A 24,977-nucleotide genomic window follows, 5' to 3' on the forward strand; every position below is an offset into this window, starting at 1 on the left:
TGCCGATAAGGAAGGAGGCAGCCCAAGGAATCAAGGGAGGTCGCGGGGGAAAGCGCGCGATTGACGGGCGCGCGCCCGATTTTCAGGCGCTAAATCGTGCAGGCCATGGTGATCGCGTCCTGTGGCGGGCGGCTTTCCGTATAGTAAGCGCGGCGCAGGCCGGTCTGTGTGTATCCCGTTGCGGTATATAGCGCACGGGCGGCGTGGTTCTCTGCGGCAACCTCCAGATGGCAAATCGTGGCGTTCTGGTTGCGCAGTGCTTGGTGAAAGGCCGTCAGGATCGCGCGGGCGTGGCCCTGCCGCTGATGGTTTGGGTGGACCGCGATGGTGAGCAATTCTGCTTCATCCAGAGTAATGCGGCCAATTGCAAAGCCTTGGGGGCGCGTGATCTCTATCGCGCCGGGCATCAGGCGGAGCGCGCCGATCTCATGCGCCTGCCACGGACGCGGCACCTGCATCGCGGCAGCGTGGATCGCGGCGAGGTCGGCGTTGGTCATACGACAGGGGGAACAGGGCGCGCCGGGGCGGCGTCTGGCGCGCGGATGTATAGGGGCGCGGGGCGGGGGCCTTCGACGCGGTCGGCAGCGACCAAGGCGATGGCGTCGGGTAGCGGGTGTGCGGGGTCTGCGGCAAGGCCATCGCATGCTGCGGCGAGCGTATCCGCCGCGAAGCCGATGCAGCGCGCGCCACGCGGCAGGTCGGGAAGCGCGTCGAGATTTGCCAGGATCGGTTCTTTGTCGTCGATCCCTAGATAGACCTTGCCAGCCCGCGCATCGACGGATGTGACGACGGGACCGTTCGTCCCGTGCGTCAAGGCTTCCAGCGACGACACGCCGATGGCGGGGATACGCAGCCCCAGCGCCAGTCCGCGAGCTGCGGCGACCGAAATACGGATGCCGGTGAAATTGCCCGGCCCGATGCCGACGCCGATGCGGGTCAGGTCTGACCAGTCGAGGTCTGCATCGCGCAGCACCTCTTGCAACAGCGGGATCAGCCGTTCGGCCTGACCGCGTGTCATGTCCTCATGCGCTTGCGCAACGATCCGACCGCCCGACAGCAAAGCGGCCGCGCAATGCGCGGCCGATGTGTCGAAGGCGAGGATCGTTTCGTCAGGCAACCGGGCGTACTTCCACGACTTCGGGGATGTAGTGGCGCAGCAGGTTCTCGATCCCCATCTTCAGCGTCAGCGTGGAAGACGGGCAACCGGCGCAGGCGCCCTGCATGTGCAGGTAGACGACGCCCTTGTCGAAGCCGTGGAACGTGATGTCACCGCCGTCCTGTGCCACGGCGGGGCGCACGCGGCTGTCGAGCAATTCCTTGATCTGGCCGACGATTTCGCCGTCCGGTCCGGTGTGCTCGGCGTGGCCACCGGCTTGCTGAGCCTCACCGGCCATGACGGGTTGACCGGACTGGAAATGCTCCATGATCGCACCAAGGATGGCGGGCTTCACGTGGTCCCAATCGACCGAGTCGGCCTTGGTTACGGTCACGAAATCGGTGCCGAAGAAAACGCCGGTGGTGCCGTCGACCGCGAAGATGCGGGCGGCAAGGGGTGAGGTGTCGGCCGTCTCGGCACTGGGGAAATCGGCAGTTCCGGCGTCCAGCACGGTCTGGCCGGGCAGGAACTTCAGCGTTGCCGGATTTGGCGTGGATTCGGTCTGGATGAACATGCGCGGCGCTCCTGAGTGGGTAGTGCCGATATGCGAAGGGCGGGCCCGGGTGTCAAGGTTTGGAACGATTCTAAACTAGCCCGAGACGGGTGGCGGCGATCAGCAATCCGAACAGGATCGGTTGGTGCAACAGGTAGATGATCAGGCTGTGCCGTCCCATCCGCGCCAACAGGTCCGTCGCCATGGCGCTGCGCGGCAGCGGCAGGACACGCCGCGCGGCCACACCCAGCAGGACCGGAGCGAACCAAGGGAAGATCGGCTCGTAATCGAAGGTGGGGCCGGGCGTTGGGTCAAGGCCGATGGGGTAAAGGAGGGGGCTGGAAAAGACCTCTGACTGCCAGACTTGTGGCAGGATCAGGATGACGGCGGCGGTCAGGACGATGGCCCAGGTCGGCGCGCGCAGAAACGGCAGGGCCAGCACCGAGAACAGCGCGATGGCGTGCAGAATACCGAACCAAACGGGGTAGGGCATCGCGGCCCATGTGCCGACCGTGACCAGCGCCGCAGCACCCGCGACCATGGCCAGACGGCGCAGGAAGGCATCGCGGTTCACGCCGCTGGTGCTGGCCAAGGCCAGCGACAGCCCGGCGAGGAACAGGAACGAGCCTGCGATGGAAATGGCGAAGGCCCGCCAGTGCGGTGCACCGCCGACATTCCACGGGGTCAGTCCGAACAACGACAGATCGAAGCAGAAGTGGTAGACGATCATCGCGCAAAGGGCGATGCCGCGCGCCCGGTCGATCCAGGCGACGCGCTGCGGTGCTGTGGCCGCCATCGGGGCTGCCATCAGGTGATCGCCTCCAGCTCGTCCTTCGACAAGCCGCCTGGCACGATTGTCAGGGGAATGGGCAGCCCGCCCGCCCCCTTCGACAGGTGGCTGACCAGAGGGCCGGGGCCGCCGTCGTCGCCCGCGCCGAGAACCAGCACGCCGATTTCGGGATCGTCCTTGATCTGCGCCATGATCTGGGCGACCGACTCGCCTTCGCGGATTACCAGCTCTGGATCGACGCTCTGACGGTCGCGCATCCACTTGGCGAAGACCTCATAGTGGGCCTCGATCCGCTCACGCGCCTCTTCGCGCATCAGGGTGCCGACACCCAGCCAATGGTTGAACTCTTCGGGCGGAATCACCGACAGGATCGTGACGCTGCCACCCGTCTTTGCCGCACGCATAGCCGCATAACGCATGGCGTTCAGACATTCGCGGCTGTCGTCGAGGATCACAAGGAACTTGCGCATTTCGAGGCCTCCTACGGGGCGATGATGTTGGAGGGGGCCGCCTGTGTCCAGTAGCGGGCGAGGGGCCAGCCACTCGCGCTCCCTGAGGTATTTGCCGAACGATGAAGGGGCGTCAGGTCGCGCGCGCCCAGTCCCAGTAAAGCTTGCGGGCGCGGGATGCGACGGGACCGGGCCGGTAGGTCACATCGTCGAAGGCCGTGACTGGCGTGATCTTGGACATGTTGCCGGTGATGAAGACTTCATCGGCGGCACGGACCTGATCGAAGGTGATGACGTCTTCGCGCACGTCGTGCCCGTCGCGGCGCAGCAGGTCGATGTGGCGCGCACGGGTAATGCCCGCAAGGAAGGTGCCGTTGGGGATTGGCGTGCGGACCACGCCGTCCTTGACGATGAAGACATTGGCGGTGGCCGTTTCGGCCACGTTGCCCACCGGGTCGGCGACCAGAGCGTTGCCGAAGCCCTTGTCCTGGGCCTCGCGCAGCATTCGCGCGTTGTTGGGGTAGAGGCAGCCCGCTTTCGCGTTGGTCACGTTCGTCTCCAACGTGGGGCGGTGGAAACGGGTGGTCGTCAGCGTCGTGGTCGCGTCGTCCGGGGCCAGCGCAATGCATTCAAGCGAGACGGCGAAGGCCGTGGTGGACCCGGGGCCGATTGCGCCGGGGCCACCGTCGACGGCCCAGTACATCGGTCGGATGTAGATGGCGGCGTCGTCTGGATAGAGCGCGAGGCCCTCGTGGATCAGTTTCACCATCGCGTCGCTATCGACCGTCGGCGATAGGCCCAAGGCCGTTGCAGACTGGTTCAAGCGCGCGCAGTGCAGGTCCAGATCGGGGGCGACGCCGTGGGCGTAGCGCGCCCCGTCGAACACGTTTGAACCGAGCCATGCCCCGTGATCCGCCGCCCGGATGAGGGGCGGATCGCCCTCGTGCCAGGTGCCGTTATGATAGGTGCGGATGTGCGTTCCGATGGCCATGGGGATCTCCTTTGCGCCGGACGTAACCATGGGGCGCGGGCGTGGTCCAGCTTTGAAGGACTGGACGTGCTAGGGTCGCCGGCCGGCTTCAGAGCGTCTTGGCATGTGCGCCGACGCGGCCCCTTTTCACTTCGGAGCGCTATGGTTAGCCTTCGCTCAAAGCGGAGGATTCAGATATGGCAGCAGACGATCCGATCGTGATCGCGGGCGCCGCGCGCACGCCGATGGGCGGCTTCATGGGGGCACTGTCAGGCGTGTCGGCCCCCGATCTGGGCGCCGTCGCGATCCGCGCGGCGCTGGAGCGGGCGGGCGTTGCGCCCGGCAAGGTGGACGAGGCGATCATGGGCTGCGTGCTGCCCGCCGGATTGGGACAGGCCCCTGCGCGGCAGGCGGCATTGGGCGCGGGACTGCCAGAGTCGGTGCCCTGCGCCACGCTGAACAAGGTCTGCGGGTCGGGCATGAAGGCGGCGATGATGGCGCATGACGCGCTGGCCGTGGGAAGCGCCGATCTGGTCGTCGCGGGCGGCATGGAGTCGATGTCGAACGCGCCCTACCTGATGCAGAAGGCCCGGCGCGGTTTTCGCGCGGGCCACCAGCAGGTGATGGACCACATGTTCCTCGACGGTTTGGAGGACGCGTATGACAAGGGTCGCGCCATGGGCACCTTCGCCGAGGATTGTGCCGAGGCCTACCAGTTCACCCGCGATGCGCAGGACGCCTACGCCATCGAGTCTCTGAACCGTGCCAAACGCGCGATCGACGCGGGCGCTTTTGATGCCGAGACGGTGGCCGTGGGCGATGTCGCGCTAGACGAACAGCCCGGCCGCGCCAAGCCAGAGAAGATCCCGCAGCTCAAGCCCGCCTTTCGCGAGGGCGGAACGGTGACAGCGGCGAACAGCTCTTCGATCAGCGACGGGGCGGCGGCACTGGTTTTGACGCGGATGAGCGTGGCGGAACGCGAGGGGCTGACGCCCTTGGCTGCCATTAGGGGCCATGCGGGTCACGCGCAGGCGCCGAATCTTTTTACCACCGCGCCCATCGACGCCGTGCGCAAGCTGATGGATCGCACGGGCTGGGCGACTGGCGACGTGGATCTGTGGGAGGTGAACGAGGCTTTCGCCGTCGTTGCGATGGCGGCGATGCGAGACCTGGACCTGGACCACGACAGGCTGAACGTGAACGGCGGGGCCTGCGCGCTGGGCCATCCCATCGGCTGCTCGGGCGCGCGGATCATCGTGACCTTATTGCACGCGATGGCTGCTCGGGATGCGCGGAAGGGTGTCGCCGCGATCTGCATCGGCGGTGGCGAAGCGACGGCCATCGCGGTGGAGCGTCTGACATGAGGATCGACGGACAGGCGGCGATCGTCACAGGCGGTGCGTCGGGCCTTGGGGGCGCGACGGCGGCGCGGCTGGCAGAGCAGGGTGCCAAGGTGGCGATCTTCGACATGGATGCCGAGCGCGGTCAGGCCCATGCCGATGCCATCGGTGCGGCGTTCATTGCCGTCAATGTGACGGATGAGGCGGCAGTGGGTGAGGCCATCGCACAGGCCGAAGAGGCCCACGGAATCGCGCGGATCGTCGTGAATTGTGCTGGCATCGGCCCGCCGGGCAAGGTGGTGGACCGCGAAGGCGCGCCGCTGTCGCTGGCCGCATTCCGCAAGGTGATCGACATCAACCTGATCGGCACGTTCAACGTGCTCAGCCAAGCCGCCGCGCGCATGGTCGGCACGCGGGAGGGCGATGAAGGGGGTGTCATCATCAACACCGCCTCTGTCGCGGCCTTCGACGGGCAGATCGGCCAACCGGCCTACGCCGCATCAAAGGGGGGCGTGGTCAGCATGACCCTGCCCATCGCGCGCGAGTTCGCCCGCCACGGCATCCGCGTCATGGCCATTGCCCCCGGCCTTTTTCTGACACCCCTGCTGGAATCTCTGCCGCAAGAAGCGCAGGATAGCCTTGGCGCGCAGGTGCCCTATCCGAACCGGCTAGGCGACCCTGACGAATTCGCGATGCTTGTGCAGTCCATTACCGAGAACCCCATGCTGAACGGAGAGGTCATACGCCTCGACGGAGCGATAAGGATGGCCCCGAAATGACCCCACTCGACCAGATTACCGGCCTGTCGGATCAGGCGCGCGACATTGCCGACCGGGTAGAACACTTCGTGCGAAACACCGTCATCCCGATGGAGAAGGACGCGCGTCAGGATGGGCATGGCCCGTCGGACGAACTGGTGGATGAGATCCGTGATCTAGCCCGCGATCAGGGCCTTCTGACGCCGCACATCAAGGACGACGGCACGCCGTTCACACACCGCGAGACGACGGCGATTCTGATCCGTTCTGGCCTGTCCACGCTGGGGATGCTGGGCCTGAACACCTCTGCCCCCGACGAGGGCAACATCTACCTGCTGCACAAGGTCGGCTCGCCTGAACTCAAAGAGCGGTTCCTCAAGCCAATGGTGGACGGGCGCGCACGCTCTGCCTTCTTCATGACCGAACCGGCCGATTGGGGCGGGGCAGGCTCTGACCCGATGATGATGAAGACGACCTGCAAGGCCGATGGCAACCACTGGGTCGTGAACGGGCGTAAGACCTACATCACCGGCGTCGATGGGGCGAAGGTCGGCATCGTCATGGCGAAGGCCGAAGAAGGCGCCTGCATGTTCTTGGTGGACCTGCCGGACCCCGCGATCAAGATCGTGCGCAAGCTGGATACCATCGACAGCAGCTTGCCCGGTGGCCACTGCGAGATCGAGATCGACAACCTTCGCATCCCCGCGGATCAGATGCTGGGAGAGCCGGGAGAGGGGTTCAAATATGCGCAGGTCCGTCTGGCCCCTGCACGCCTGACCCACTGCATGCGCTGGCTGGGGGCCTGCTATCGCAGTCAGGAAATCGCAACGAATTATACCTGCCGACGCCACGCTTTCGGCAAGCCGCTGATCGAGCACGAAGGCGTTGGTTTCCAACTGGCCGAGAATAGGATCGATCTGCAGCAAGCCGAATTGATGACCTTCTGGTGCGCCGATGTGCTGGACCGGGGCGAGCGTGGCACGACCGAGTCGTCGATGACCAAGGTCGCCGTCAGCGAGGCGCTGATGCGTGTGGCTGACCGCTGCGTGCAGGTGATGGGAGGGCAAGGAGTGACCGGCGACACGCCCGTCGAACGCATCTTCCGCGAGATCCGCGCCTTCCGGATCTACGATGGTCCGACAGAGGTTCATAAGTGGTCTCTGTCGAAGAAGATCCAGCGCGACTGGCAGAAGATGCAGGATTCGACGACCTGAATTGTAGGGACGTGTTTACTATTCTAATATGTTTACCTTCTAAAAATATGCTATTTTACAAAGGCTTAGGGATCTAAATCCGAGTCCGAGCCTTAAAGGTGAATTTGCAAACGCATTTATCCGGCGCTTGTCTGCCTCAATCGGGGCACGGCTTGGCTTTGCGCGCCTGCGACTCTGCATCTCGAAGCAGTTCCGGGATCGCGACGTGCAGATCATCAGTCACCTCCAGACGTTCCATACGCGCCACACGTTCGATCTGAACGTCCGTTTGTGCGAAGGCTCCGGCGGGATTGTCGCATGGTCGCCGACCCAAAATTTCGCGCTTACGCTGCGGTCCAACGATACCACTCAGGCGACGGTCGATGCCGACACGCTGTTCAGCTTCCGTATCGACGGTGACCGCAAGCGCATCGACAATGCGGATGTTGACCGGCTGATGCAAACCACCGGCACATCCAACACGTCAGAGACCTTCTACGACCGCGAGGCCGGGACGCTCTACAGCGCGATAGAGATCGTGTCGGTCACGCTGAACGGCCAAAGCTACGTGATCGCCGCCGATGGGGCGGCAGGGGCGATCACGACCTATGAAGTCACCTCAACGGGCGGTTGGACCACGCGTGAAACCATCCGAGACGACGCATCCAGTGGCTTCAGCGGCGTGTCGGCGATGGCAACGGTCGAAATGGCCGATGCGGCTTACGTCGTGACGGCGTCAGCTTCAGAAAATGCGATCTCGGTCTTCGGGCTGACTGAAGGCGGTGCGTTGGCGCCTGTGTCGACGCTGTCGATGGCAGACGGTCTGCCAATCGCCAACCCGAACGACGTGCAGATCGTGCAGGGCGCGGGGGGTACGTTCATCATCGTTGCTGCTGCTGGGTCAGACTCGCTGACGGCGCTAAAGCTCAACGCCCAGGGCGGCATCAGCTTCACCGATCAGATCATGGACAGCCAAGACACCCGCTTCGATGCGACGGTCGCGATGGATTGGATCACCCGTGACGGGCGCATCTTCGGCGCGGTGGCCGGGGCCGATGGGGGCGTCAGCGTGATTGAACTGCTACCATCGGGCCGCTTCATAGTGCTGTCGACGATAGAGGATACGACAGAAATCGGCCTCACCGGAGTGACGGACCTTCTGTTGCAGGTGACGGCCACGGGTCTGGAACTGACCACCATCAGCGCCAGTGAAGAAAGCCTGTCGACCTTCGCGATCACCGTCTCCGGTGGTATCGTGCAGGTGCAGGGCGGAAAGGCCGAGGGCACCAACGCGGATGACCTGTTGTTCGGCGGCGACGGGAGCGACAGTCTTGTCGGAAACGGCGGCGCGGACGTGCTGGTGGACGGCGCGGGCGTGGACACCATGCGCGGCGGCGCTGGCAGCGATCTGTTTGTGCTGGACGCGGATGGAGAGATTGATCGCATCTACGACTTCAACACTGAAGAGGATCGGCTCGACCTGTCGGCCTGGGGCATGCTGTATTCCGTGGATCAATTGACGATAAAGGGACGCTCGAACGGTGCGCTGATCTACTTCGGCGATGAAATCCTGCACATCGTCAGCCACGATGGTCGCCGCCTGTCGGCGCTCGATTTCTTCGACGCGATGATATTGAACGCTCAGCACGTCACCGTCTGGGAGCCGTTGAGCGATGGGCCGGAAGACGTGCAGGGCCTAGATATGACGGGTACGGCGGGCGCGGACACGCTGGTGGGAGGTTCGGGTGACGACACTGTCACTGCCTTGGGCGGCGACGATATCATCTTCGTCACCGGCGGGGATGACAGCATCGACGGAGGTGCAGGCCGGGACACGTTGACGGCGCAGGACGTCCAATTTGGGGTGACGCTGCAACTGGGCGCAGGCATTGCCGGGGTCGAAGATCTGATCGGCTCGGGTTTCGACGATCAACTGACCGGTGATAGCGTCGGCAACCTGCTCGATGGTGGGGCCGGGAACGATGTGCTGAACGGTGGCGGCGGCGCGGATACGCTGATCGGCGGTGCCGGAGCAGACGCATTCGATGGCGGGGCCGGGATCGACTGGGTCAGCTACGCGGATCAGACAGCGGACCTGTCTGCCGATCTGTCCGGGACCACGCCGGGCACTGGTGTGGCGGCAGGCGACACCTTCGTGTTCGTCGAAAACTTGCTTGGGGGCAGCGGCAATGACACGTTGATCGGAAACGGTGCGGACAATGAATTGATCGGCGGTGCAGGCGACGATCTTCTTCAAGGGGGTTCGGGTGACGACACTTTGATCGGTGGCGAAGGCGACGACGTTCTCGATGGCGGGGAGGGCGACGATTTGATCATTGCCGGTGACGTCGATCCAGCGATCCTTGAGCTATTCCTTTAGTCGCTACCGCGTCGGCAGTGCCGCGCAATGCGCTCCGCTGGCTACCGACCCTGACCCAAGCGCCAGAAGGGGAGGTTGGGCGTAGATGTCGGGAGGCTCGGACGCGGCCAGGTCGAAGGCCAGTAGACCGACCATCAGGACGGCGACGATCGAAGCGGTCAGTTTGCGTGTCACAACGCTATCCTCCCAATCCAAGGCGCGGGCGCAGCTTTACACCGACGGCAGAGCCAAGGAACGCTGCGCCGAACCAGGCCCAACCGTGTAGCGATCCGGTGGAGATGCCGGAGAAGAAGGCCCCGACGTTGCAGCCGAACGCCAACCGCGAGGAATAACCCAACGCGAAGCCCGCGACGATGGCCGTGATCCACGACTTCAGCGGGTAGGACGGCAGCTTTGCCCCGAAGCCCGCGCGCCAGGCTGTCACGATGAACGCGCCGCCGATGATGCCGATGTTGGTGAGTGACGTCACATCCGTCAGCAGGCTTTGTGCGATGCGGTCCTGGTTCGACGGCAAAGACCAGAAGGCCGATGCGTCTGTCGATGCGCCGATGGCCGTGGCACCCTTCGCGGCCCACAAGCCAAGTCCATAGACCACGCCCCAAGGCTGGCCCGCGACGATCAGGTTCAGGATCGCGAAAGCCGCCAGCAGGGCTGCGGCGATCACGTAGCGCTTGGGAATCGATCGGTATTCCCGGGGGGCCAACCACAGCACGAACAGTGCGACGGCGAGCAGTCCGACCAGCGTGATCGCCAGCCCGGATGTGCCTTCCAGCGCCACTACGGGCAGCGCGCCAAGATTCGTCCACCACACCAGATTGAACGCCCCTGCGAAGGAGCCGAGCGCGAAGAATGGCAGCGCAAGCAGCCCGATGGGATTGCCGGAGCCTGCATTCACCAAGGTGCCCGATCCGCAGCCCATCACCAGCTGCATCGCCGCGCCGAAGACGAAGGCGCCCCCGACCATGGCGAAACCGATGGGGGCGTGGGCGCCCAACAACTCATCGCCCGCCGTCGCCAGCAGCGGAAACGCGACGACCGCGACCAATCCGATAGACAGCAGGTGCCCTAAAAGCCCATCGGGATTGCGGTCCACGATCATGCGTCGCCACGGACCCGCAAAGCCGAAGCGCAGGCCTTCCAGCGTGATGCCGAAGCCCATGCCGATCAGGATCAGCACGCCATAACGCGCGCCCGCCAGCGCGGCGACGGCTAGCGCGAAGGCCAACGCCGCCCCGATCAGGGCGGCGCGAGTCAGCGTCGATGCAGATTGCGATGCGGGCGGGGCCGCGGTCTCGATATTGGCCATCGCGCGGCCCTTTCGTCGCTTAGAATATACCGGTGACCTGACGCCATAGCATCGTCAGTGGGCCGGGGACGTTCATCATCTCGCCGCCCGCATTGGACCAGCCGACGACGCTTTCAGGATACAGCTTCACATCCTCAAGGCCAGCCAGTTCCGATAGGGCGAACCAGTTGGTCGCCGCCCAGTGGCCGGTGTTGCAGAACGAAATGATGCTGTCCGCGTCACTGAGCCCTTCAGCGCTGGCCAAAGATTGCGCAGCCGAGGCGTCGATGATCGTCGGGCCGTCAGAGAACCAGCTTGCGTGCTCGAAGTATTCCGACTGGGGCAGGGTGCCCGGCTTGGCGGCAGCCGCGTGCGCGTCTTTACCTGCCCAGAAGCTTTCGGGCCGCGCGTCCAGCAAGAGGCCGTCGCCGTCGATGCTGGCCTGCACGTCTTCACGGCTGGCGGTCCACTGGTCGTTCCAGGTGACCTCCATGTCGCTAGTGTCGATCTGCGGCGCGGTGTCGGTCAGGTCGAATCCGGCCTCTTCCCAAGCGGCAAGGCCGCCGTTCAGGATCGAGATGTCCTGGAACCCGCTGGACTTCAGCGTCCAATAAACGCGTGCGGCCGCCCCGAAATCGGTGACGCTTTCGCCCGCATAGCTGACGACGATGCGGTCATCGGCCTCAAGGCCCAGATCACGGTAGACCTGTTGCAGATCTTCAACCGGGACAAGTTGACCGGGGTTTTCGGCGGGGCCACGGAACAGGCCGTAGGGAGCATTCGCAGCGCCATTGAGGTGACCGCCCGCGAAGGCGTCTTCCGCGCGAATGTCCAGCACGCGCACATCGTCCAGCGTGCCGTTCAGCTCTTCGGCAGAGACAAGCGGACCGCTTTGCGCGGCGGCGAAAGTTGCGGTGGCAGCGACGAGCGTCGCACCGAGAAGGGGGGTAGCGAAATTGCGCATGGGTCTGACCTCCGGTAATCCAAGCCTGTCATCTGGACGAAATTCGTTCCGATGCAAGACCCGGTTGCGGGAGGCGGGCGGAAAAACGTTCCGCAGTAGGATAATCCGCGGAACGTTTGTCTTGAGAGAACCGGTCAGAGCGGGCAACGGACCCATCGCCGATTACCGCGCTGAAACTCCGTCCCTGATTACGCCGCGACCGGCTCTGGCTCTTTCGCGCCGGTCATGTAGGCCACCGCGTCGGACATGGTGTGCTCTTTCGGGTCGAGCACGCACAGGCGTTTGCCCAATCGGTGAACGTGGATGCGATCCGCAACCTCGAACACGTGGGGCATGTTGTGGCTGATCAAGATGATCGGAATGCCTCGGCTACGCACGTCCTGAATGAGTTCCAGCACACGGCGGCTTTCCTTCACGCCGAGGGCGGCGGTCGGCTCGTCAAGAATGATGACTTTCGATCCAAAGGCGGCTGCGCGGGCCACGGCCACGCCTTGGCGCTGACCGCCCGAAAGCGTCTCGACCGCCTGATCGATGTTCTGGATCGTCATCAGTCCCAGGTCGCTTAGCTTTTGCCGCGCAAAATCCCGCATCGCCGCCTTGTCCAGCTGACGGAACACTTTGCCCATGATACCCGGTTTGCGGATCTCGCGCCCCATGAACATGTTGTCGGCGATGGACAGGGCAGGAGACATGGCCAGCGTTTGATACACCGTCTCGATCCCTGCCTCGCGCGCTGCGATAGGACCGTCGAAGCGGATGCGCTCACCGTTCAGGAAGATCTCTCCCGCATCGGGTTGCACCGCGCCGGACAGCGCCTTGATCAGCGACGACTTGCCCGCGCCGTTGTCGCCGATGACGGCAAGGACTTCGCCCGGATACAACTCGAAGTCGCAGTGATCGAGCGCGGTGACGCGTCCATAGCGCTTCACCAGGTTTTTTGCGGACAGGATGGGTTGCTGGGTCATGCCGATACCTTTCTGATCCACTGGTCCACCGCGACGGCGGCGATGATAAGCGCGCCGATCAGCAGATACGTCCATTGCGCGTCCGCGCCTGCCATGCGCAGGCCCATTTCGAACACGCCGACGATCAGCGCGCCAAGGAACATGCCGACGATGGTGCCGCGCCCGCCGAATAGGGAAATGCCTCCAATGACGACCGCCGTGATGGCCTGAATGTTTCCCAGCACGCCGGTAGAGGCGGACGGCGAGACCGACCCGAAACGTCCGATCATCACCCAGCCCGCGATGGCGCAGAAGAAACCCGCCAGCGCGTAGACCTGGATGATCTGTTTCGAGGTGTTCACTCCAGCAAGTTGCGCCGCTTCCAGGTCATCGCCGATGGCGTAGACGTGTCTTCCCCAAGCGGTGGCGCGCAGGATGTAGGCCACCACGGCCACCAGCACGAGCAGCAGGACCACCGCGAAGGTCACGCGCGCGCCGAAGATTTCGAACCGCGATCCCCAGAACAGCAGGCTGGGCGCCTCTGCTTGTAGGTCCTGGTTCCGGATCGTCTCGTTCGCGGAGAAGATGTAGTTGGTGGCAAGGAAAATCTGCCACGTGCCCAGAGTCGTGATGAAGGGCGGGATCCGCAGTTTCGCGACAAGGATGCCGTTCAACGCGCCCATCAAAGTGCCTGCCATCAAGCCCAAGGCGATGGCAGCGGTGGGCGGGACGCCGTAGCGGAAGGTCAGTTGCCCCATAAGCACCGAGCTTAGAACCGCCATGGCGCCGACCGACAGGTCGATCCCGGCGGTCAGGATGATCAGGCCTTGCGCGATGCCAAGGATGCCGACGATGCCGATCTGCTGGAAGATTACCGACAGCGTGCTGACGCGCCAGAAGTTGGGGTTCAGGAAGCCGAACACGATGACGGCCACGACCAGCACCAGAAGCGGTACGATGGCCGGATGCGAATGCAGCGCCGAATGCAGACGGCCGAAGATACCGGTATGTTCCTGCTCGAACTCGGCCAGCGAGTCCGCCTTGCCGCCCCGGGTGTTCTGTTCGTAATCGCTATCGGTCACTGGTTCCCTCCTCCCAAAGATTGAAGGGGCGGCGTAATAGCCGCCCCTCCGGTCGTCTCGGCTTAGGCGATTAGCCCCAGCATAGCTCCAGACCTTCTTCGACCGAGATCGACTCGACGCCGTCGACCGGCGCATCCGTCACCAGACGGACGCCGGTGTCGGTGAAGTCCTTGCCTTCGGTCGGCTCGGGGACGGTGCCGTCTTCTGCGAAGGCCGCGATGGCCTCGATGCCCAGCGATGCCATATCCAGCGGGTACTGCTGCGCGGTGGCGCCGATCACGCCTTCGGCGACGTTCTGGACGCCGGGGCAGCCACCGTCGACGGACACGATCAGGGCGTCATTGCCCATGTCCTGAAGCGCGCCGTAGGCACCGGCGGCGGCAGGCTCGTTGATGGTGTAGACGACGTTGATGTCGGGGTCCTGCGCCAGCAGGTTTTCCATCGCGGTGCGTCCGCCTTCCTCGTTACCGGCGGTCACATCGTTGCCGACGATACGGTCGTCGTCTTCATCGCCGTTCACGTTGGGATCGGCCAGATCGATGCCAAAGCCCGACAGGAAGCCTTGGTCGCGCAGCACGCCGACGGTGGGCTGGCTGACGGCCAGGTCCAGCAGGGCGATCTTGGCGTTGGCGGCTTCGTCGCCCAGCGTGGCGGCAGCCCACTGACCGATCAGTTCGCCGGCCAGGAAGTTGTCGGTCGCGAAGGTGGCGTGGGCGGCGTCGATCGGGTTCAGCGGCGTGTCGAGTGCGATCACCAGCAGACCCGCTTCCTTCGCGGCTTCGACCGACGGCACGATGGCAGAGGTGTCGGAGGCGGTGATCAGGATGCCCGAGGCACCGTCGGCGATGCAGGTCTCAATGGCGGCGACCTGCGTTTCGTTGTCACCGTCGACCTTGCCGGCAAAGGTTTTCAGCTCGATGCCCAGTTCGTCTGCCTTGGCCTGCGCACCTTCCTTCATCTTCACGAAAAAGGGATTGGTGTCCGTCTTGGTGATGAGGCAGGCGGAGGTGCCTTCGTGCGCGGCAGCGTTTGCCATGGAACCGAAGGCAACAAGTGCGGTTGCGCCCAGAAGAGCGGTTTTCAAGTAAGTCATGGTTTCCTCCCAAAGAATGATCCGGGCGGGTTGGCCCCGCCACAAGCCGACTGTGTCGTCGTGCCGCCGTTAACGCAATCAAAGATACGAACGAGGGTCAAGGCAATAAATCATCTTTGTTTAACAACCAGGGGGGTTGCCAAGGTCAGGTTTGTAAAGTTGATTTACTTATTAGTCGCGACAATTGGAAGCGCACCCATCTGAGGCACAGTGAATGAACAAGTCCCATCTTAGTAATGGATCCCAGGATACCGCCACCGCTTTGATGCGTGGAACGAACCAGACTGGTGTGCGCGACCACAACGAGCGTCTTGTGATGTCGATCCTGCGCCGCGATGGCGCGCTGTCGAAAGCAGAGATCGCGCGTTTGACAGGTCTGTCCGCGCAGACCGTTTCGGTTATCATGCGAGAGCTGGAAGCCGAAGAAATGCTGGTCCGGGGCGCGCCTCGACGCGGCAAGGTAGGCCAGCCGTCCGTTCCCATGAGCCTGAACCCGGACGGCGCGTATTTCCACGGCCTGTTGGTCGGGCGTCGCTGGGTCGATCATGTACTTGTCGATATGAACGGAGAGATTCGTAGCAAGACGCGGAAATCCTACGAAAAGCCGGATTTCGACGACGTCCTGGCGTTCTGCCAGACTGCAATTGACGAGTCGGTTCAAGAGTTGCCGGAAGAACGGCGATCGCGGGTGCAGGGCGTCGGCCTCGCCATACCTTTCGGCATCTGGGAGTGGGCGGATGCCTTCGGCGCGGCGCAGGAAGACCTGATGGATTGGCGCGACCGGGATTTCGCGACCGAACTCGGTCAGATGATCGGAACGGACGTCATCGTCCAGAACGATGCGTCAGCCGCCTGCGGGGCCGAGCTTGTCTTCGGCACCTCGCCCGATCTGCCCGACCTCTTCATGCATATGTTCATCGGTTACTTCATCGGTGGCGGTCTGGTAATCGACAATCGCCTGTATACCGGTCCGTCCGGCAACGCAGGCGCCATCGGGTCGATGCCGGTGATCAATGCCAGCGGCAAGGTTGCGCAGTTGCTGGACCTTGCGTCGCTTCATGGTTTGTCCAGCCGGGTGATCGCCGCCGACAAGGACCAAAGCTACATGTTCGAAAGCCCGCTGGAGTGGGGGCAACTGGAAGATGAAGTTTCGGACTGGATCGCGGAGCTCGCGCCAGCCTTGGCGCAGGCCATCGCGACGACAGTCTCCTTGATCGACGTGCCGGTCGTGATGATCGACGGTCACTTGCCTGATACCGTGCGCCACCGGATCGTCGACGCGGTAGAACGCGCGATGAAGGACACGGATTTCGCCGGTCTTGAGCGCCCGCAAATCCGCGCGGGAACCATCGGACCGGATGCACGGTCTTTGGGCGCCGCTTCCTTGCCATTGGCCGCGAAATTCTTGGTCTAACCAAGGTGGCGCGCTTCTAGCTTACGCAACTGCCGACCCTGCACGTCGAAGTTCGCAGGGTCGAGCCACGCCTCGTATTGCGGCCGCAAGACGCCCCAGTCTTCGTCCGTCATCGCGAACCAAGCGGTGTCGCGGCTTTCGCCTTTGACGACCATGTGGTTGCGGAAAATACCCTCGAACGCGAAGCCGAAGCGCAGGGCGGCCGAGCGCGAGGGCGCGTTCGCCGCGTTGCACTTCCACTCGAACCGCCGGTAGCCCAGATCGAAAATCTGCCGGGCGGCCAGATACAGCGCCTCGGTCGCGACGCGGCTGCGCGCCATGCCGGGGCCCCAGTGGATATGGCCGATCTCGGCGGTGCCATGCTCCGGCGTGATACGCAACAGGGATTGCCGTCCGACAGCCCGGCCGGTGGCGCGGTCGATCACGGCGAAGAACAGCGGATCGCTGCTTGCCGCCGCCCACGCCAGCCAGTCACCGAAGGCGAGGCGCGTGTCGGGCACCAAATCCGGCAGAAAGCGGTGCCGCGCTTCTGCATCCCCCGTCGTCGCGGCGTCGAACAGATCGTCGCCATGCCGCGCAGGATCGATCGGTTCAAGCCGGGCGTAAGCCCCGCCCGCCTCTGCCCGGTCGGGCAGGGGGCGCGGGGTCCAGCCCGACAGGTTCACCGGCGGCGGTCGCGGCGTGCGGACATGGGTTGGAACGCAACGCCCACGTGGGCCTCGCAGTAGGGCTTGCCGGCCTGAACGCCCAGACCGCAGAACCAGAAATTCTCGCCCGCCGGGTCACCGATGGGCCATTTGCAGGTCCGCTCGGTCAGCTCCATCAGGGACAGTTTCTTCGATCCCTTCTCGACCTCACGCACAGTCTCCAGCGCTTCGGCGCTGATCTCGTTCGCGGACGGCTGCGGCGGCAACGGCTGACCGGCGGGCACGATCTGGCGGCGGGCCGGAACCGGAGCGGCCTCTTCCTCTTCCTCGTCGTCGTCCTCTGCAGCAACCTCGACGGCTGGTGCGGCCTCGATCACCGGCTCGGGCTCGGGCGAGGCGGCAGCAGCGGCTGCCGTTTCGACCTCGGCGTCGGTGGGGCGGTTCGACAGGCCAAGGCGGTGCACCTTGCCGATCACGGCGTTGCGGGTCACGCCGCCCAGCTCTTTCGCGATCTGGCTGGCGGACTGGCCTTCGTTCCACATCTTCTTCAGCGTCTCGACGCGCTCGTCGGTCCAGGACATATGGCTTCCTTCGGGGCAGGGCGACGCGCACGCCGCTTGAGAAATTCGTCAGGGTCCTATTCTAGTCACCCGACCGCCCGATACAACCTTTCACCGGAGAACCCATATGACCGATACCACAGACGGATCGGGCAAAAGCGCCGCGATCCATGCCCGCGGCGACGGACAAATGGGTGTGCGCCGCTTCGGCGCGTGGAACTGGATGGGTCTGCGCACCCTGGCCGAGCGGGAGTGCCGCCGCTTCCTGGCGATCTGGGCGCAGACCGTCATGGGGCCGCTAATCAACGCCGGGTTGTTCCTCGCCGTCTTCGCCATCGCCATCGGCCCAACGCGCGGAGACATCATGGGTGTGGCCTACGTGCAGTTTATGGCGCCGGGCCTGATGATGATGACGGTGATCCAGAACAGCTTCGGCAACACCTCGTCGTCCCTGCTGGCCGCCAAGGTCGGCGGCAACATCGTCGACACGCTGATGCCACCGCTGTCGCCGTTAGAGATCACGCTGGGCTATCTGGCGGGCGGCATCGCGCGCGGGTTGTTGGTGGCGGTGGTCATCGCCGCCGTCATGGTGCTGGTCCTTCGGACCGGCCTGGCGCACCCCTTCGTGCTGCTGGCCTATATCGTGGTCGGCGCGGCGATGATGGGCGCGCTGGGGATCCTTGCGGGCATCTGGGCCAACAAGTTCGACCAGATGGGCGCGATCAACAACTTCATCATCACGCCGCTGTCGTTCCTGTCAGGCACCTTCTACTCGATCCAGGCACTGCCCGCGCCGCTGACCGCAGCCAGCCATTTCAACCCGTTCTTCTACCTGATCGACGGCGCGCGTTACGGCACGTTGGGGGTGTCCGACGCCTCTCCGCTGCTGGGCTTCACGGTCTGTCTGGTCGTAACGCTGGCGCTGTGCGTGCTGGCGTGGACATGGTTCCGCTCAGGCTACCGCTTGAAATCATGATGGACAGGCGCGCGGCGGTGACGTAACGACACCGCCATGATACGCCGCATCGCATCCCTTCGACGCCGACGCTGACCCTTCCGGGTCGCGCTTGCCTGCGCGTGCCATCCCTCCACCGATTGACAGGCCAGCGGCAACTTGCCACGCATTGGCCTTCGCGTTTCCCAAGGACAAAGCCATGATTCCCGCGATCCTTCCGACGTACAACCGCGCTCCCCTGACATTCGTCAAAGGCGAAGGCACCTGGCTGTGGACGGATGAAGGCACGCGATACCTGGACCTGGGCGCGGGCATCGCCGTCAACGCGCTGGGCCATGCGCACCCCGAATTGGTCAAGGCGCTGACGGATCAGGCGGCGCAGCTGTGGCACGTGTCGAACCTGTATGACATCCCGCTGCAGCAACGGTTGGCCGATCTGTTGGTCGACAACAGCTTCGCGGACACGGTGTTCTTCACGAACTCCGGTACCGAATCCTGTGAGCTGGCGCTTAAGATGGCCCGTAAATACTGGGCGGCGAAGGGTCAGGATCGGACGCAGATAATCACCTTTTCCGGCTCTTTCCACGGCCGCTCCACCGGGGCTATCGCCGCAGCGGGGTCCGAGAAGATGACGGCGGGCTTCGGCCCTCTCATGCCCGGCTTCACCCACCTGCAATGGGGTGACCACGACGCCCTGCGCGCCGCACTGACCGACCAGACCGCCGCTGTGCTGGTCGAGCCGATCCAGGGCGAGGGTGGCATCCGCACAATGCCCGACGCCTGCCTCAAGGGGCTGCGGGACCTGTGCGATCAGACCGGTGCGCTGATGATTCTGGATGAAGTGCAGTGCGGCATGGGCCGGACTGGCAAGCTTTTCGCGCACGAATGGGCGGGCGTGACGCCGGACATCATGATGGTCGCGAAAGGGATCGGCGGGGGTTTCCCCCTTGGCGCGGTCATGGCCACCGAGAACGCCGCACAGGGCATGACGGCGGGCACCCACGGCTCTACCTACGGCGGCAACCCTTTGGCCTGTGCCGTGGGCGCACGCGTGATGGAGTTGATGACAGACCCCGCGTTCCTTCCCCGCGTCGATCAGGCGGGGGGGCGGTTGCGGCAGGGGCTGGAAGGCCTCGTCGCCAGCCATCCCACGATCTTCGCCGCCGTACGCGGGCAAGGGTTGATGCTAGGCCTCGAATGCCGGGCCACGAATACAGAGATCGTGGCTCAGGGGTATGCTCAGCACATCCTGACGGTCCCTGCCGCCGAAAACGTCGTGCGATTGCTGCCGCCGCTGACCATCGCCGACGACGAAATCGCAGAGGCTTTGAATCGCCTCGACGCCGCCGCCGTGGCCCTTGAAAAAGCGGCATAGCTTCATCGTTCTAAAAATACCTCGGGGTCCGGGGCAGCGCCCCGGATTTCGGCCAAATCGGACAATCCATGACCCATTTCCTAGACATTCACAAAACCGACACCGCCGACCTGCGCGCCATCATCGACGCCGCGCGCGCCATGAAGGACAGCCGGAACGGATGCCCCAAGGCCGCGCCCGATGACGAACAGCCCTTGGCCGGGCACATGGTCGCGCTGATCTTCGAAAAGCCATCCACCCGCACGCGCGTCAGCTTCGACGTGGGCGTGCGGCAGATGGGCGGGCAGACGCTGGTTTTGTCGGGTGCCGACATGCAGCTTGGACATGGCGAGACCATCGCCGACACCGCCCGCGTCATGTCGCGCTACGTCGATCTCATCATGATCCGCACGTTCGAAGAAGCGACCCTGTTGGAGATGGCCGAACACGCCACGGTGCCGGTCATCAACGGTCTGACCAATCGCACGCATCCCTGCCAGATCATGGCCGATATTATGACGTATGAGGAACATCGCGGCCCCATCGCAGGCAAGAAGGTCGTGTGGTCCGGCGACGGAAACAACGTCTTCGCCAGCTTCGCCCATGCCGCGCAGCAGTTCGGGTTCGACCTGACCTTCACCGGCCCAAAGCCGCTGGATCCGGAGCCGGAGCTGCACGATCTGATCACCATCGAACGCGACCCGCAGAAGGCCGTCGAAGGCGCGGACCTTGTCGTCACCGACACATGGGTGTCCATGCACGACCCCCAATCCGCCCGCGAACGCCGCCATAACCAACTGCGCGGCTACCAGGTCAACGCCGAGCTGATGGCCCGCGCAAACGAGGGCGCGCTGTTCATGCACTGCCTACCTGCCCACCGCGACGACGAGGTCACGTCAGAGGTCATGGACGGCCCGGCGTCCGTCATCTGGGACGAGGCCGAGAACCGGCTGCACGCCCAGAAAGCGATCATGCGGCATTGTCTGGGGAAGTAGAAAGACCCTAGCGGCGGAGCCAAGAACGAAGGGCAGTGCCCTGGTCCGAGGGGTGGGCGTAAGCGCCCGCCCCGTGGGGGCGGATCGGGCGCTGCCCGGTGGTGCCCACCGGGCGGGACTTGAATTCGACTTGCCGCCTGCAATGATCCGAGGCAGATCTGAAACTAATTCATCCGCGCCAAAACAGTCTTACCCCCGCGCCCGCTTCGCCCCCGCGTCGATCGCCTCGCGCAGCTTCTTCTCCAGCGCCTTCTGCTTGGACTCGGTGTAGATCTTCAGGCCGAACATGTCCTTCACGTAGAACGTATCTACGACCTGCGCGCCGTAGGTGGCGATGACTGCACTCGCGATAGAGATGTTCGAGGCCGCCAGCACCCGCGTCAGGTCGTGCAGCAGGCCGGGGCGGTCACGTGTGTCGACCTCGATGATGGTGTAGATCTCGGACCCTTCGTTGTCGAAGGCGATGCTGGTCGGCACGCGGAAGTCGCGCTCGCGCTTCTTCATCTTGTCGCGGCTTTCCATCGCGTCGCGGGCGATCACTTCGCCCTTCAGCGTCTGGTCGATCATCTTCTTCAGACGTTCGTGGCGATAGGGGTCGTAAGGATGACCGTCGGCGTCCTGCACCCAGAAGACCGCCGTCGCATAGCCGTCCTTCGACGTGTAGGTCCGCGCATCCACCGTGTTCGCCCCCACCAGCGCTAGCGCACCGGCCAGCCGGGTGAAGATGCCCGGATGATCCACCATGGCAAAGCACACGCGGGTGGCGTCGCGGTCCACGTCGTCGGTGATGTCGATGCGGATCTGGTTGTCCTCGATCCCGCGCAGCAGCGTGGCGAAAGCGGTGTGCGAGGCGATGCCAAGGCCCTGCCAATAGGGCGGATAGTGGCGTGCCGTTTCCGTACGGACATCCTTGGCAGGCCAATCCGACAGGGCGGCGCGCAAAGCCGCCTTGGCCTCGTTTCCCCGGTTCTCGCGGTTCAGCGCTTCCAGCCCGTTCTCCAAGGCGAACGCCGTCTCGCGGTGCAGCGTGCGCAGAAGTTGGGCTTTCCAGTTGTTCCAGGTGCCGGGACCAACGCCGCGAATGTCACAAACGGTCAGCACCGTCAGCAGGTCCAGCCGCTTCTTGGTGCGCACCGCCTTGGCGAAATCGCGAATCGTGCGGGGGTCCGACAGGTCGCGCTTTTGCGCCATGTCGGACATCAGCAGGTGATAGCGCACCAGCCATTCCACCGTCTCGGTATCGTTGCGCGACATGCCGAGGCGCGGGCAGACCTTTCGGGCGATCCGCGCGCCGAGCACCGCGTGATCCTCGTCCCGCCCCTTGCCAATGTCATGCAACAGCAAAGCGGTATACAGCACCTTGCGGGGCAGCCCCTTCACGATGTCAGTGGACAGTGGCAGATCGTCCGAATGCGCACCCGCCTCGATCTCGGCCAGTGTGCGGATGCACTGGATGGTGTGCTCGTCCACCGTGTAATGGTGATACATGTTGAACTGCATCATCGCGACGATGGGTTCGAACTCTGGCAGGAAGGCGGCCAGCACGCCCAACTCGTTCATCCGGCGCAGCGCGCGGTCGGGGTTCCCGTGCTTCAACAACAGGTCGTAGAAGATGCGGATGGCTTCGGGGTCGCGGCGCACCTCGTCGTCGATCCGCTTCAAATTCGCCGCGATAAGACGCATCGCGTCGGGGTGCAGCAACAGTCCGGTGCGCAGCGCCTCGTCGAAGATGTGCAGCAGCGTCACGGGCTTGGCCAGCGCAGCGTCCGGGTCTTCGAACGCCAGCCGCCCCTGCTTCATCGCATAGCCGGGCCGCGCGCGCTTGCGGCGGCGGAAGAAGCCCACCAGCGCAGGCTCGCGCTTCTTGTGGTCCGCCTCCAGCGCGGTCAGCAGGATGCGCGTCAACTCACCCACGCGGGTGGCATGGCGGAAGTAGTCCTGCATGAAGATCTCGACCGCGCGGCGGCCTTTGCCGTCCGCGTAGCCCATGCGCTCGGCCACACCGACCTGCATGTCGAAGGTCAGCTGATCCTGCCCGCGCCCCGCGATCAGGTGGAGATGGCACCGCACGGCCAGCAGGAAGCTTTCGGCCTTCACGAAGCTTTCGAACTCGTCCGCGGTGTAGGTGCCTTTTTCCACCAGATCGGCCACATCGGGCACGTGGTTCACGTATTTCGCGATCCAGAACAGCGTTTGCAGATCGCGTAACCCGCCCTTGCCCTCTTTCACGTTCGGCTCGACCACGTAGCGCTGGCCACCCTGCTTGGTGTGACGCGTGCTGCGCTCGTCCAGCTTGGCGGTGATGAACTCTGCCTCGGTCCCGGTGAACAGGTCGCGCCACAGGGTGGTGTCCAGATCGTCGGCGACAGTCTCTTCGCCGCACAGAAAGCGGTTCTCCAGAAGGGCGGTGCGGATCGTAATGTCTTCTCGCCCCAGCCGAACGCATTCGGGGATGGTGCGGGACGCGTGGCCGACCTTCATCTTCAGGTCCCACAGAACATACAGCATCGTCTCGATCACGCTTTGCGCGCGGTCCGTCAGCTTGCGGGGACTCAGGAACAGCAAGTCCACGTCCGAGAATGGCGCCATCTCCGCGCGCCCGTAGCCCCCGACGGCGAACACGGCGAGCGGCTCTGTGCCGTCGAACGGGTCGGGGTGCAGGTGTTGAGACACGATGGCGAACGCCGTCTCGACCAGCCGATCGGTCAGCCAGGAATAGGCGGACACCGTGGCGCGTGCCTCAAGCGGGGCGTCGGTGAAGGCGGCGGCGATGGCCTTTCGCCCGCTGTCCTGCGCCGCGCGAAGATGCGAGACCAGCGCCTGCTGCAAGGCGTCGGGATCGTCCACGCCTGCCTCTGCATGGATCGCGGCGCGGATGGCGGGCGCATCAAATAGAACCGCCGCCGGAACGATCAGCTCCGGCGGCAGGCGGTGTCCGTCGTCTGGGCCTTGCGCCTTAGAAACCGGCACGACCAAAGCCGTTCGGGGCCGGATCCAGGATCACGACCTGACCGTTTTGCACCTGTGCCACGGCCAATGCACGCTCGTTCGTACCATTGGCGCGCAGACGGAACGGGCCGGATGCACCTTGGAAGCCCGCGTTCTGCGTCAGCGCAGAGGCCGACAGCGCGTCGTTCCGGCCAGAAGCGACAAGGCTACCGATCGCCTGTACCGCGTCGAAGGCAAGACCCGCCAGCGGATGCGGGGCCGCGCCATAGGCCGCGCGATACTGGCTTTCGAACGCGGCACTGGCGTTTTGGTTGGGCAGGGCGAACAGCCCACCCTGAAGCCCCGGCAATTCCAAGGCTTGCGGCAGCGCGTTCCAACGCGTCAGGCCCAGATATTGGGTTTGCGCCGGGCTGACACCGTTTTCGGGCAGGGTGGTCGCGATCAATGGCAGGTCGCTATCGACATTGGCGGTCAGGAAAACGGCGGAGGCGCCGGATGCGGTGATCGCCTGCGCGATGCGCGGACCCGCGCTACTGATGCCCTGTTGGGACAGCGGATAGGACTGAACCGTGGCGACCGGCAGACCGGCGGAACTGGCGGCGCGCGCAATGGCGTCGCGTCCGGCGATGCCGCTCACATCCTCGGAGTGAACGATGGCCACCGAACTGCGACCCTGACGCTTGGCGAAGGTCGCCAGACGGGTCGCCGTGTTGTCGAAGGTCTGGCCCAGAACGAAGACGTTGCCGCCCGCGACCGCGACGTTGTTGGAAAACGACAGCACGTTGATGTTTTGGCCGGACACGACGGGCGTGATGGCACTGATGGATTGCGAGAACAGCGGCCCCACGATGATCTGCGCGCCCTCGGACACGGCGCGCGTGGCGGCTGCGTTCGCACCCGATGGCGTGCCGGCGGTGTCATAGACCCGAAGATCAATCTGCGCACCCTGCACCGATCCAGCGGCCAACCGCGCGGCATTTTCAAGCGAAGCCGCGACAGCGCCAGCGCCCCCGTCCGAGCGCGGCACCAGAAGCGCCACCGGCACGGGCTGCGAGCGATCAACCTGCGGACCGGACGCCCCGCCAGAGTTGACGCCGGGGATGGTCACACAGGCGGAAAGGGTTGCAACAAGCGCCAGAGCAGCCGGCTTGCGAAGAGCGGTGAGAAAGGCGAACATCGGGCGATCCCTGCAGAAAAATGGATAGC

The 24,977-nt window shown here is 64.4% G+C and carries 24 protein-coding genes; 8 read left to right on the plus strand and 16 right to left on the minus strand.

Annotation, left to right across the window (positions count from 1 at the left end; translation table 11 throughout):
• Positions 1-89: 89 nt before the first annotated feature.
• The 6 genes from FIU81_RS04125 to FIU81_RS04150 all read right to left on the minus strand — a co-directional run bounded on the left by FIU81_RS04125 (position 90) and on the right by FIU81_RS04150 (position 3,879).
• A complete protein-coding gene (locus FIU81_RS04125) occupies positions 90-497 on the minus strand; it encodes a GNAT family N-acetyltransferase (RefSeq protein ID WP_124112016.1) in 408 nt (135 codons plus the stop codon).
• Positions 494-1,117, minus strand: coding sequence for a tRNA (adenosine(37)-N6)-threonylcarbamoyltransferase complex dimerization subunit type 1 TsaB (gene tsaB, locus FIU81_RS04130; protein ID WP_124112017.1), 624 nt, complete (start codon positions 1,115-1,117; stop codon positions 494-496). The genes FIU81_RS04125 and tsaB overlap by 4 nt, the downstream gene beginning before the upstream one ends.
• Entirely contained in the window at positions 1,110-1,670 is a 561-nt protein-coding gene (locus tag FIU81_RS04135; protein ID WP_124112018.1) for a NifU family protein, read from the minus strand. The genes tsaB and FIU81_RS04135 overlap by 8 nt, the downstream gene beginning before the upstream one ends.
• Positions 1,671-1,740: 70 nt before the next feature.
• A complete protein-coding gene (locus tag FIU81_RS04140; protein ID WP_124112019.1) occupies positions 1,741-2,457 on the minus strand; it encodes a DUF1624 domain-containing protein in 717 nt (238 codons plus the stop codon).
• A complete protein-coding gene (locus FIU81_RS04145) occupies positions 2,457-2,909 on the minus strand; it encodes a universal stress protein (protein WP_124112020.1) in 453 nt (150 codons plus the stop codon). Before FIU81_RS04145 ends, FIU81_RS04140 begins: the two co-directional genes overlap by 1 nt.
• Positions 2,910-3,021: 112 nt before the next feature.
• Positions 3,022-3,879, minus strand: a complete 858-nt coding sequence (locus FIU81_RS04150; RefSeq protein WP_124112021.1) for a branched-chain amino acid aminotransferase — start codon at positions 3,877-3,879, stop codon at positions 3,022-3,024.
• Between the two features lie 176 nt (positions 3,880-4,055).
• On the opposite strand from FIU81_RS04150, the gene FIU81_RS04155 reads away from it, so the two are divergent.
• The 4 genes from FIU81_RS04155 (at position 4,056) to FIU81_RS04170 (ending at position 9,529) form a co-directional block, all read left to right on the plus strand.
• Positions 4,056-5,222: an acetyl-CoA C-acyltransferase gene (locus FIU81_RS04155; RefSeq protein WP_124112022.1), complete on the plus strand. Its 1,167-nt coding sequence runs from the start codon at positions 4,056-4,058 to the stop codon at positions 5,220-5,222.
• Positions 5,219-5,977, plus strand: a complete 759-nt coding sequence (locus tag FIU81_RS04160) for an SDR family NAD(P)-dependent oxidoreductase (protein WP_124112023.1) — start codon at positions 5,219-5,221, stop codon at positions 5,975-5,977. Before FIU81_RS04155 ends, FIU81_RS04160 begins: the two co-directional genes overlap by 4 nt.
• Positions 5,974-7,170: an acyl-CoA dehydrogenase family protein gene (locus FIU81_RS04165; protein ID WP_172971392.1), complete on the plus strand. Its 1,197-nt coding sequence runs from the start codon at positions 5,974-5,976 to the stop codon at positions 7,168-7,170. Before FIU81_RS04160 ends, FIU81_RS04165 begins: the two co-directional genes overlap by 4 nt.
• Before the next feature lie 127 nt (positions 7,171-7,297).
• Complete coding sequence (locus tag FIU81_RS04170) at positions 7,298-9,529, plus strand: calcium-binding protein (RefSeq protein WP_124112024.1); 2,232 nt, start codon at positions 7,298-7,300, stop codon at positions 9,527-9,529.
• A 3-nt stretch (positions 9,530-9,532) separates the two neighbouring features.
• On the opposite strand, the gene FIU81_RS16655 is transcribed toward FIU81_RS04170, so the two are convergent.
• The 6 genes from FIU81_RS16655 to FIU81_RS04195 form a co-directional block, all read right to left on the minus strand.
• Positions 9,533-9,703, minus strand: a complete 171-nt coding sequence (locus tag FIU81_RS16655; RefSeq protein ID WP_172971393.1) for a hypothetical protein — start codon at positions 9,701-9,703, stop codon at positions 9,533-9,535.
• A gap of 4 nt (positions 9,704-9,707) precedes the next feature.
• On the minus strand, positions 9,708-10,835 hold the full coding sequence (locus FIU81_RS04175; protein ID WP_124112025.1) for a YeeE/YedE family protein: 1,128 nt from the start codon (positions 10,833-10,835) through the stop codon (positions 9,708-9,710).
• 19 nt (positions 10,836-10,854) lie between these two features.
• Positions 10,855-11,778 (minus strand): sulfurtransferase, encoded by a 924-nt coding sequence (locus tag FIU81_RS04180; protein ID WP_124112026.1) that lies wholly within the window; start codon positions 11,776-11,778, stop codon positions 10,855-10,857.
• Between the two features lie 188 nt (positions 11,779-11,966).
• On the minus strand, positions 11,967-12,743 hold the full coding sequence (locus FIU81_RS04185; RefSeq protein ID WP_124112027.1) for an ATP-binding cassette domain-containing protein: 777 nt from the start codon (positions 12,741-12,743) through the stop codon (positions 11,967-11,969).
• Positions 12,740-13,804 carry an ABC transporter permease gene (locus FIU81_RS04190; protein ID WP_254695990.1) on the minus strand — a complete coding sequence of 355 codons (1,065 nt, stop codon included), beginning with the start codon at positions 13,802-13,804 and terminating at the stop codon, positions 12,740-12,742. The genes FIU81_RS04185 and FIU81_RS04190 overlap by 4 nt, the downstream gene beginning before the upstream one ends.
• A 70-nt stretch (positions 13,805-13,874) precedes the next feature.
• A complete protein-coding gene (locus FIU81_RS04195; protein ID WP_172971395.1) occupies positions 13,875-14,897 on the minus strand; it encodes a sugar ABC transporter substrate-binding protein in 1,023 nt (340 codons plus the stop codon).
• Positions 14,898-15,111: 214 nt separating this feature from the next.
• On the opposite strand from FIU81_RS04195, the gene FIU81_RS04200 reads away from it, so the two are divergent.
• Positions 15,112-16,311, plus strand: coding sequence for an ROK family transcriptional regulator (locus tag FIU81_RS04200; RefSeq protein WP_124112029.1), 1,200 nt, complete (start codon positions 15,112-15,114; stop codon positions 16,309-16,311).
• Here the strand turns inward: FIU81_RS04200 and FIU81_RS04205 are convergent.
• Both FIU81_RS04205 and FIU81_RS04210 read right to left on the minus strand, forming a co-directional pair.
• Positions 16,308-16,976: a GNAT family N-acetyltransferase gene (locus FIU81_RS04205; protein ID WP_124112030.1), complete on the minus strand. Its 669-nt coding sequence runs from the start codon at positions 16,974-16,976 to the stop codon at positions 16,308-16,310. The genes FIU81_RS04200 and FIU81_RS04205 overlap by 4 nt on opposite strands.
• Positions 16,973-17,539 carry a GcrA family cell cycle regulator gene (locus FIU81_RS04210; protein ID WP_124112031.1) on the minus strand — a complete coding sequence of 189 codons (567 nt, stop codon included), beginning with the start codon at positions 17,537-17,539 and terminating at the stop codon, positions 16,973-16,975. The genes FIU81_RS04205 and FIU81_RS04210 overlap by 4 nt, the downstream gene beginning before the upstream one ends.
• Before the next feature lie 169 nt (positions 17,540-17,708).
• On the opposite strand from FIU81_RS04210, the gene FIU81_RS04215 reads away from it, so the two are divergent.
• From FIU81_RS04215 to argF, 3 genes are all read left to right on the plus strand, one after another.
• Positions 17,709-18,494: an ABC transporter permease gene (locus tag FIU81_RS04215; RefSeq protein ID WP_124112082.1), complete on the plus strand. Its 786-nt coding sequence runs from the start codon at positions 17,709-17,711 to the stop codon at positions 18,492-18,494.
• Between the two features lie 178 nt (positions 18,495-18,672).
• Positions 18,673-19,848 carry an aspartate aminotransferase family protein gene (locus tag FIU81_RS04220; RefSeq protein WP_124112032.1) on the plus strand — a complete coding sequence of 392 codons (1,176 nt, stop codon included), beginning with the start codon at positions 18,673-18,675 and terminating at the stop codon, positions 19,846-19,848.
• 68 nt (positions 19,849-19,916) lie between these two features.
• A complete protein-coding gene (gene argF, locus FIU81_RS04225; protein ID WP_124112033.1) occupies positions 19,917-20,822 on the plus strand; it encodes an ornithine carbamoyltransferase in 906 nt (301 codons plus the stop codon).
• A 189-nt stretch (positions 20,823-21,011) separates the two neighbouring features.
• Here the strand turns inward: argF and FIU81_RS04230 are convergent, their stop codons facing one another.
• Complete coding sequence (locus FIU81_RS04230; protein WP_254695991.1) at positions 21,012-23,792, minus strand: [protein-PII] uridylyltransferase; 2,781 nt, start codon at positions 23,790-23,792, stop codon at positions 21,012-21,014.
• Positions 23,779-24,948, minus strand: coding sequence for a penicillin-binding protein activator (locus FIU81_RS04235; protein ID WP_124112035.1), 1,170 nt, complete (start codon positions 24,946-24,948; stop codon positions 23,779-23,781). Before FIU81_RS04235 ends, FIU81_RS04230 begins: the two co-directional genes overlap by 14 nt.
• Between the last annotated feature and the right edge of the window lie 29 nt (positions 24,949-24,977).

The sequence above is a fragment of the Palleronia sp. THAF1 genome (genome assembly GCF_009363795.1).
GTDB lineage: Bacteria > Pseudomonadota > Alphaproteobacteria > Rhodobacterales > Rhodobacteraceae > Palleronia.

Bases quoted from the DNA above. Each gene is read 5' to 3' on its own strand.
- FIU81_RS04160 (WP_124112023.1), top strand. From the start codon at position 5,219: ATGAGGATCGACGGACAGGCGGCGATCGTCACAGGCGGTGCGTCGGGC.
- FIU81_RS04140 (WP_124112019.1), bottom strand. From the start codon at position 2,457: ATGGCAGCCCCGATGGCGGCCACAGCACCGCAGCGCGTCGCCTGGATC.
- FIU81_RS04145 (WP_124112020.1), bottom strand. From the start codon at position 2,909: ATGCGCAAGTTCCTTGTGATCCTCGACGACAGCCGCGAATGTCTGAAC.
- FIU81_RS04155 (WP_124112022.1), top strand. From the start codon at position 4,056: ATGGCAGCAGACGATCCGATCGTGATCGCGGGCGCCGCGCGCACGCCG.
- FIU81_RS04180 (WP_124112026.1), bottom strand. From the start codon at position 11,778: ATGCGCAATTTCGCTACCCCCCTTCTCGGTGCGACGCTCGTCGCTGCC.
- FIU81_RS04135 (WP_124112018.1), bottom strand. From the start codon at position 1,670: ATGTTCATCCAGACCGAATCCACGCCAAATCCGGCAACGCTGAAGTTC.
- FIU81_RS04215 (WP_124112082.1), top strand. From the start codon at position 17,709: ATGGGTGTGCGCCGCTTCGGCGCGTGGAACTGGATGGGTCTGCGCACC.
- FIU81_RS04150 (WP_124112021.1), bottom strand. From the start codon at position 3,879: ATGGCCATCGGAACGCACATCCGCACCTATCATAACGGCACCTGGCAC.
- FIU81_RS04165 (WP_172971392.1), top strand. From the start codon at position 5,974: ATGACCCCACTCGACCAGATTACCGGCCTGTCGGATCAGGCGCGCGAC.
- FIU81_RS04185 (WP_124112027.1), bottom strand. From the start codon at position 12,743: ATGACCCAGCAACCCATCCTGTCCGCAAAAAACCTGGTGAAGCGCTAT.
- FIU81_RS04200 (WP_124112029.1), top strand. From the start codon at position 15,112: ATGAACAAGTCCCATCTTAGTAATGGATCCCAGGATACCGCCACCGCT.
- FIU81_RS04175 (WP_124112025.1), bottom strand. From the start codon at position 10,835: ATGGCCAATATCGAGACCGCGGCCCCGCCCGCATCGCAATCTGCATCG.
- FIU81_RS04195 (WP_172971395.1), bottom strand. From the start codon at position 14,897: ATGACTTACTTGAAAACCGCTCTTCTGGGCGCAACCGCACTTGTTGCC.
- FIU81_RS04220 (WP_124112032.1), top strand. From the start codon at position 18,673: ATGATTCCCGCGATCCTTCCGACGTACAACCGCGCTCCCCTGACATTC.
- FIU81_RS04210 (WP_124112031.1), bottom strand. From the start codon at position 17,539: ATGTCCTGGACCGACGAGCGCGTCGAGACGCTGAAGAAGATGTGGAAC.
- FIU81_RS04125 (WP_124112016.1), bottom strand. From the start codon at position 497: ATGACCAACGCCGACCTCGCCGCGATCCACGCTGCCGCGATGCAGGTG.
- FIU81_RS04235 (WP_124112035.1), bottom strand. From the start codon at position 24,948: ATGTTCGCCTTTCTCACCGCTCTTCGCAAGCCGGCTGCTCTGGCGCTT.
- argF (WP_124112033.1), top strand. From the start codon at position 19,917: ATGACCCATTTCCTAGACATTCACAAAACCGACACCGCCGACCTGCGC.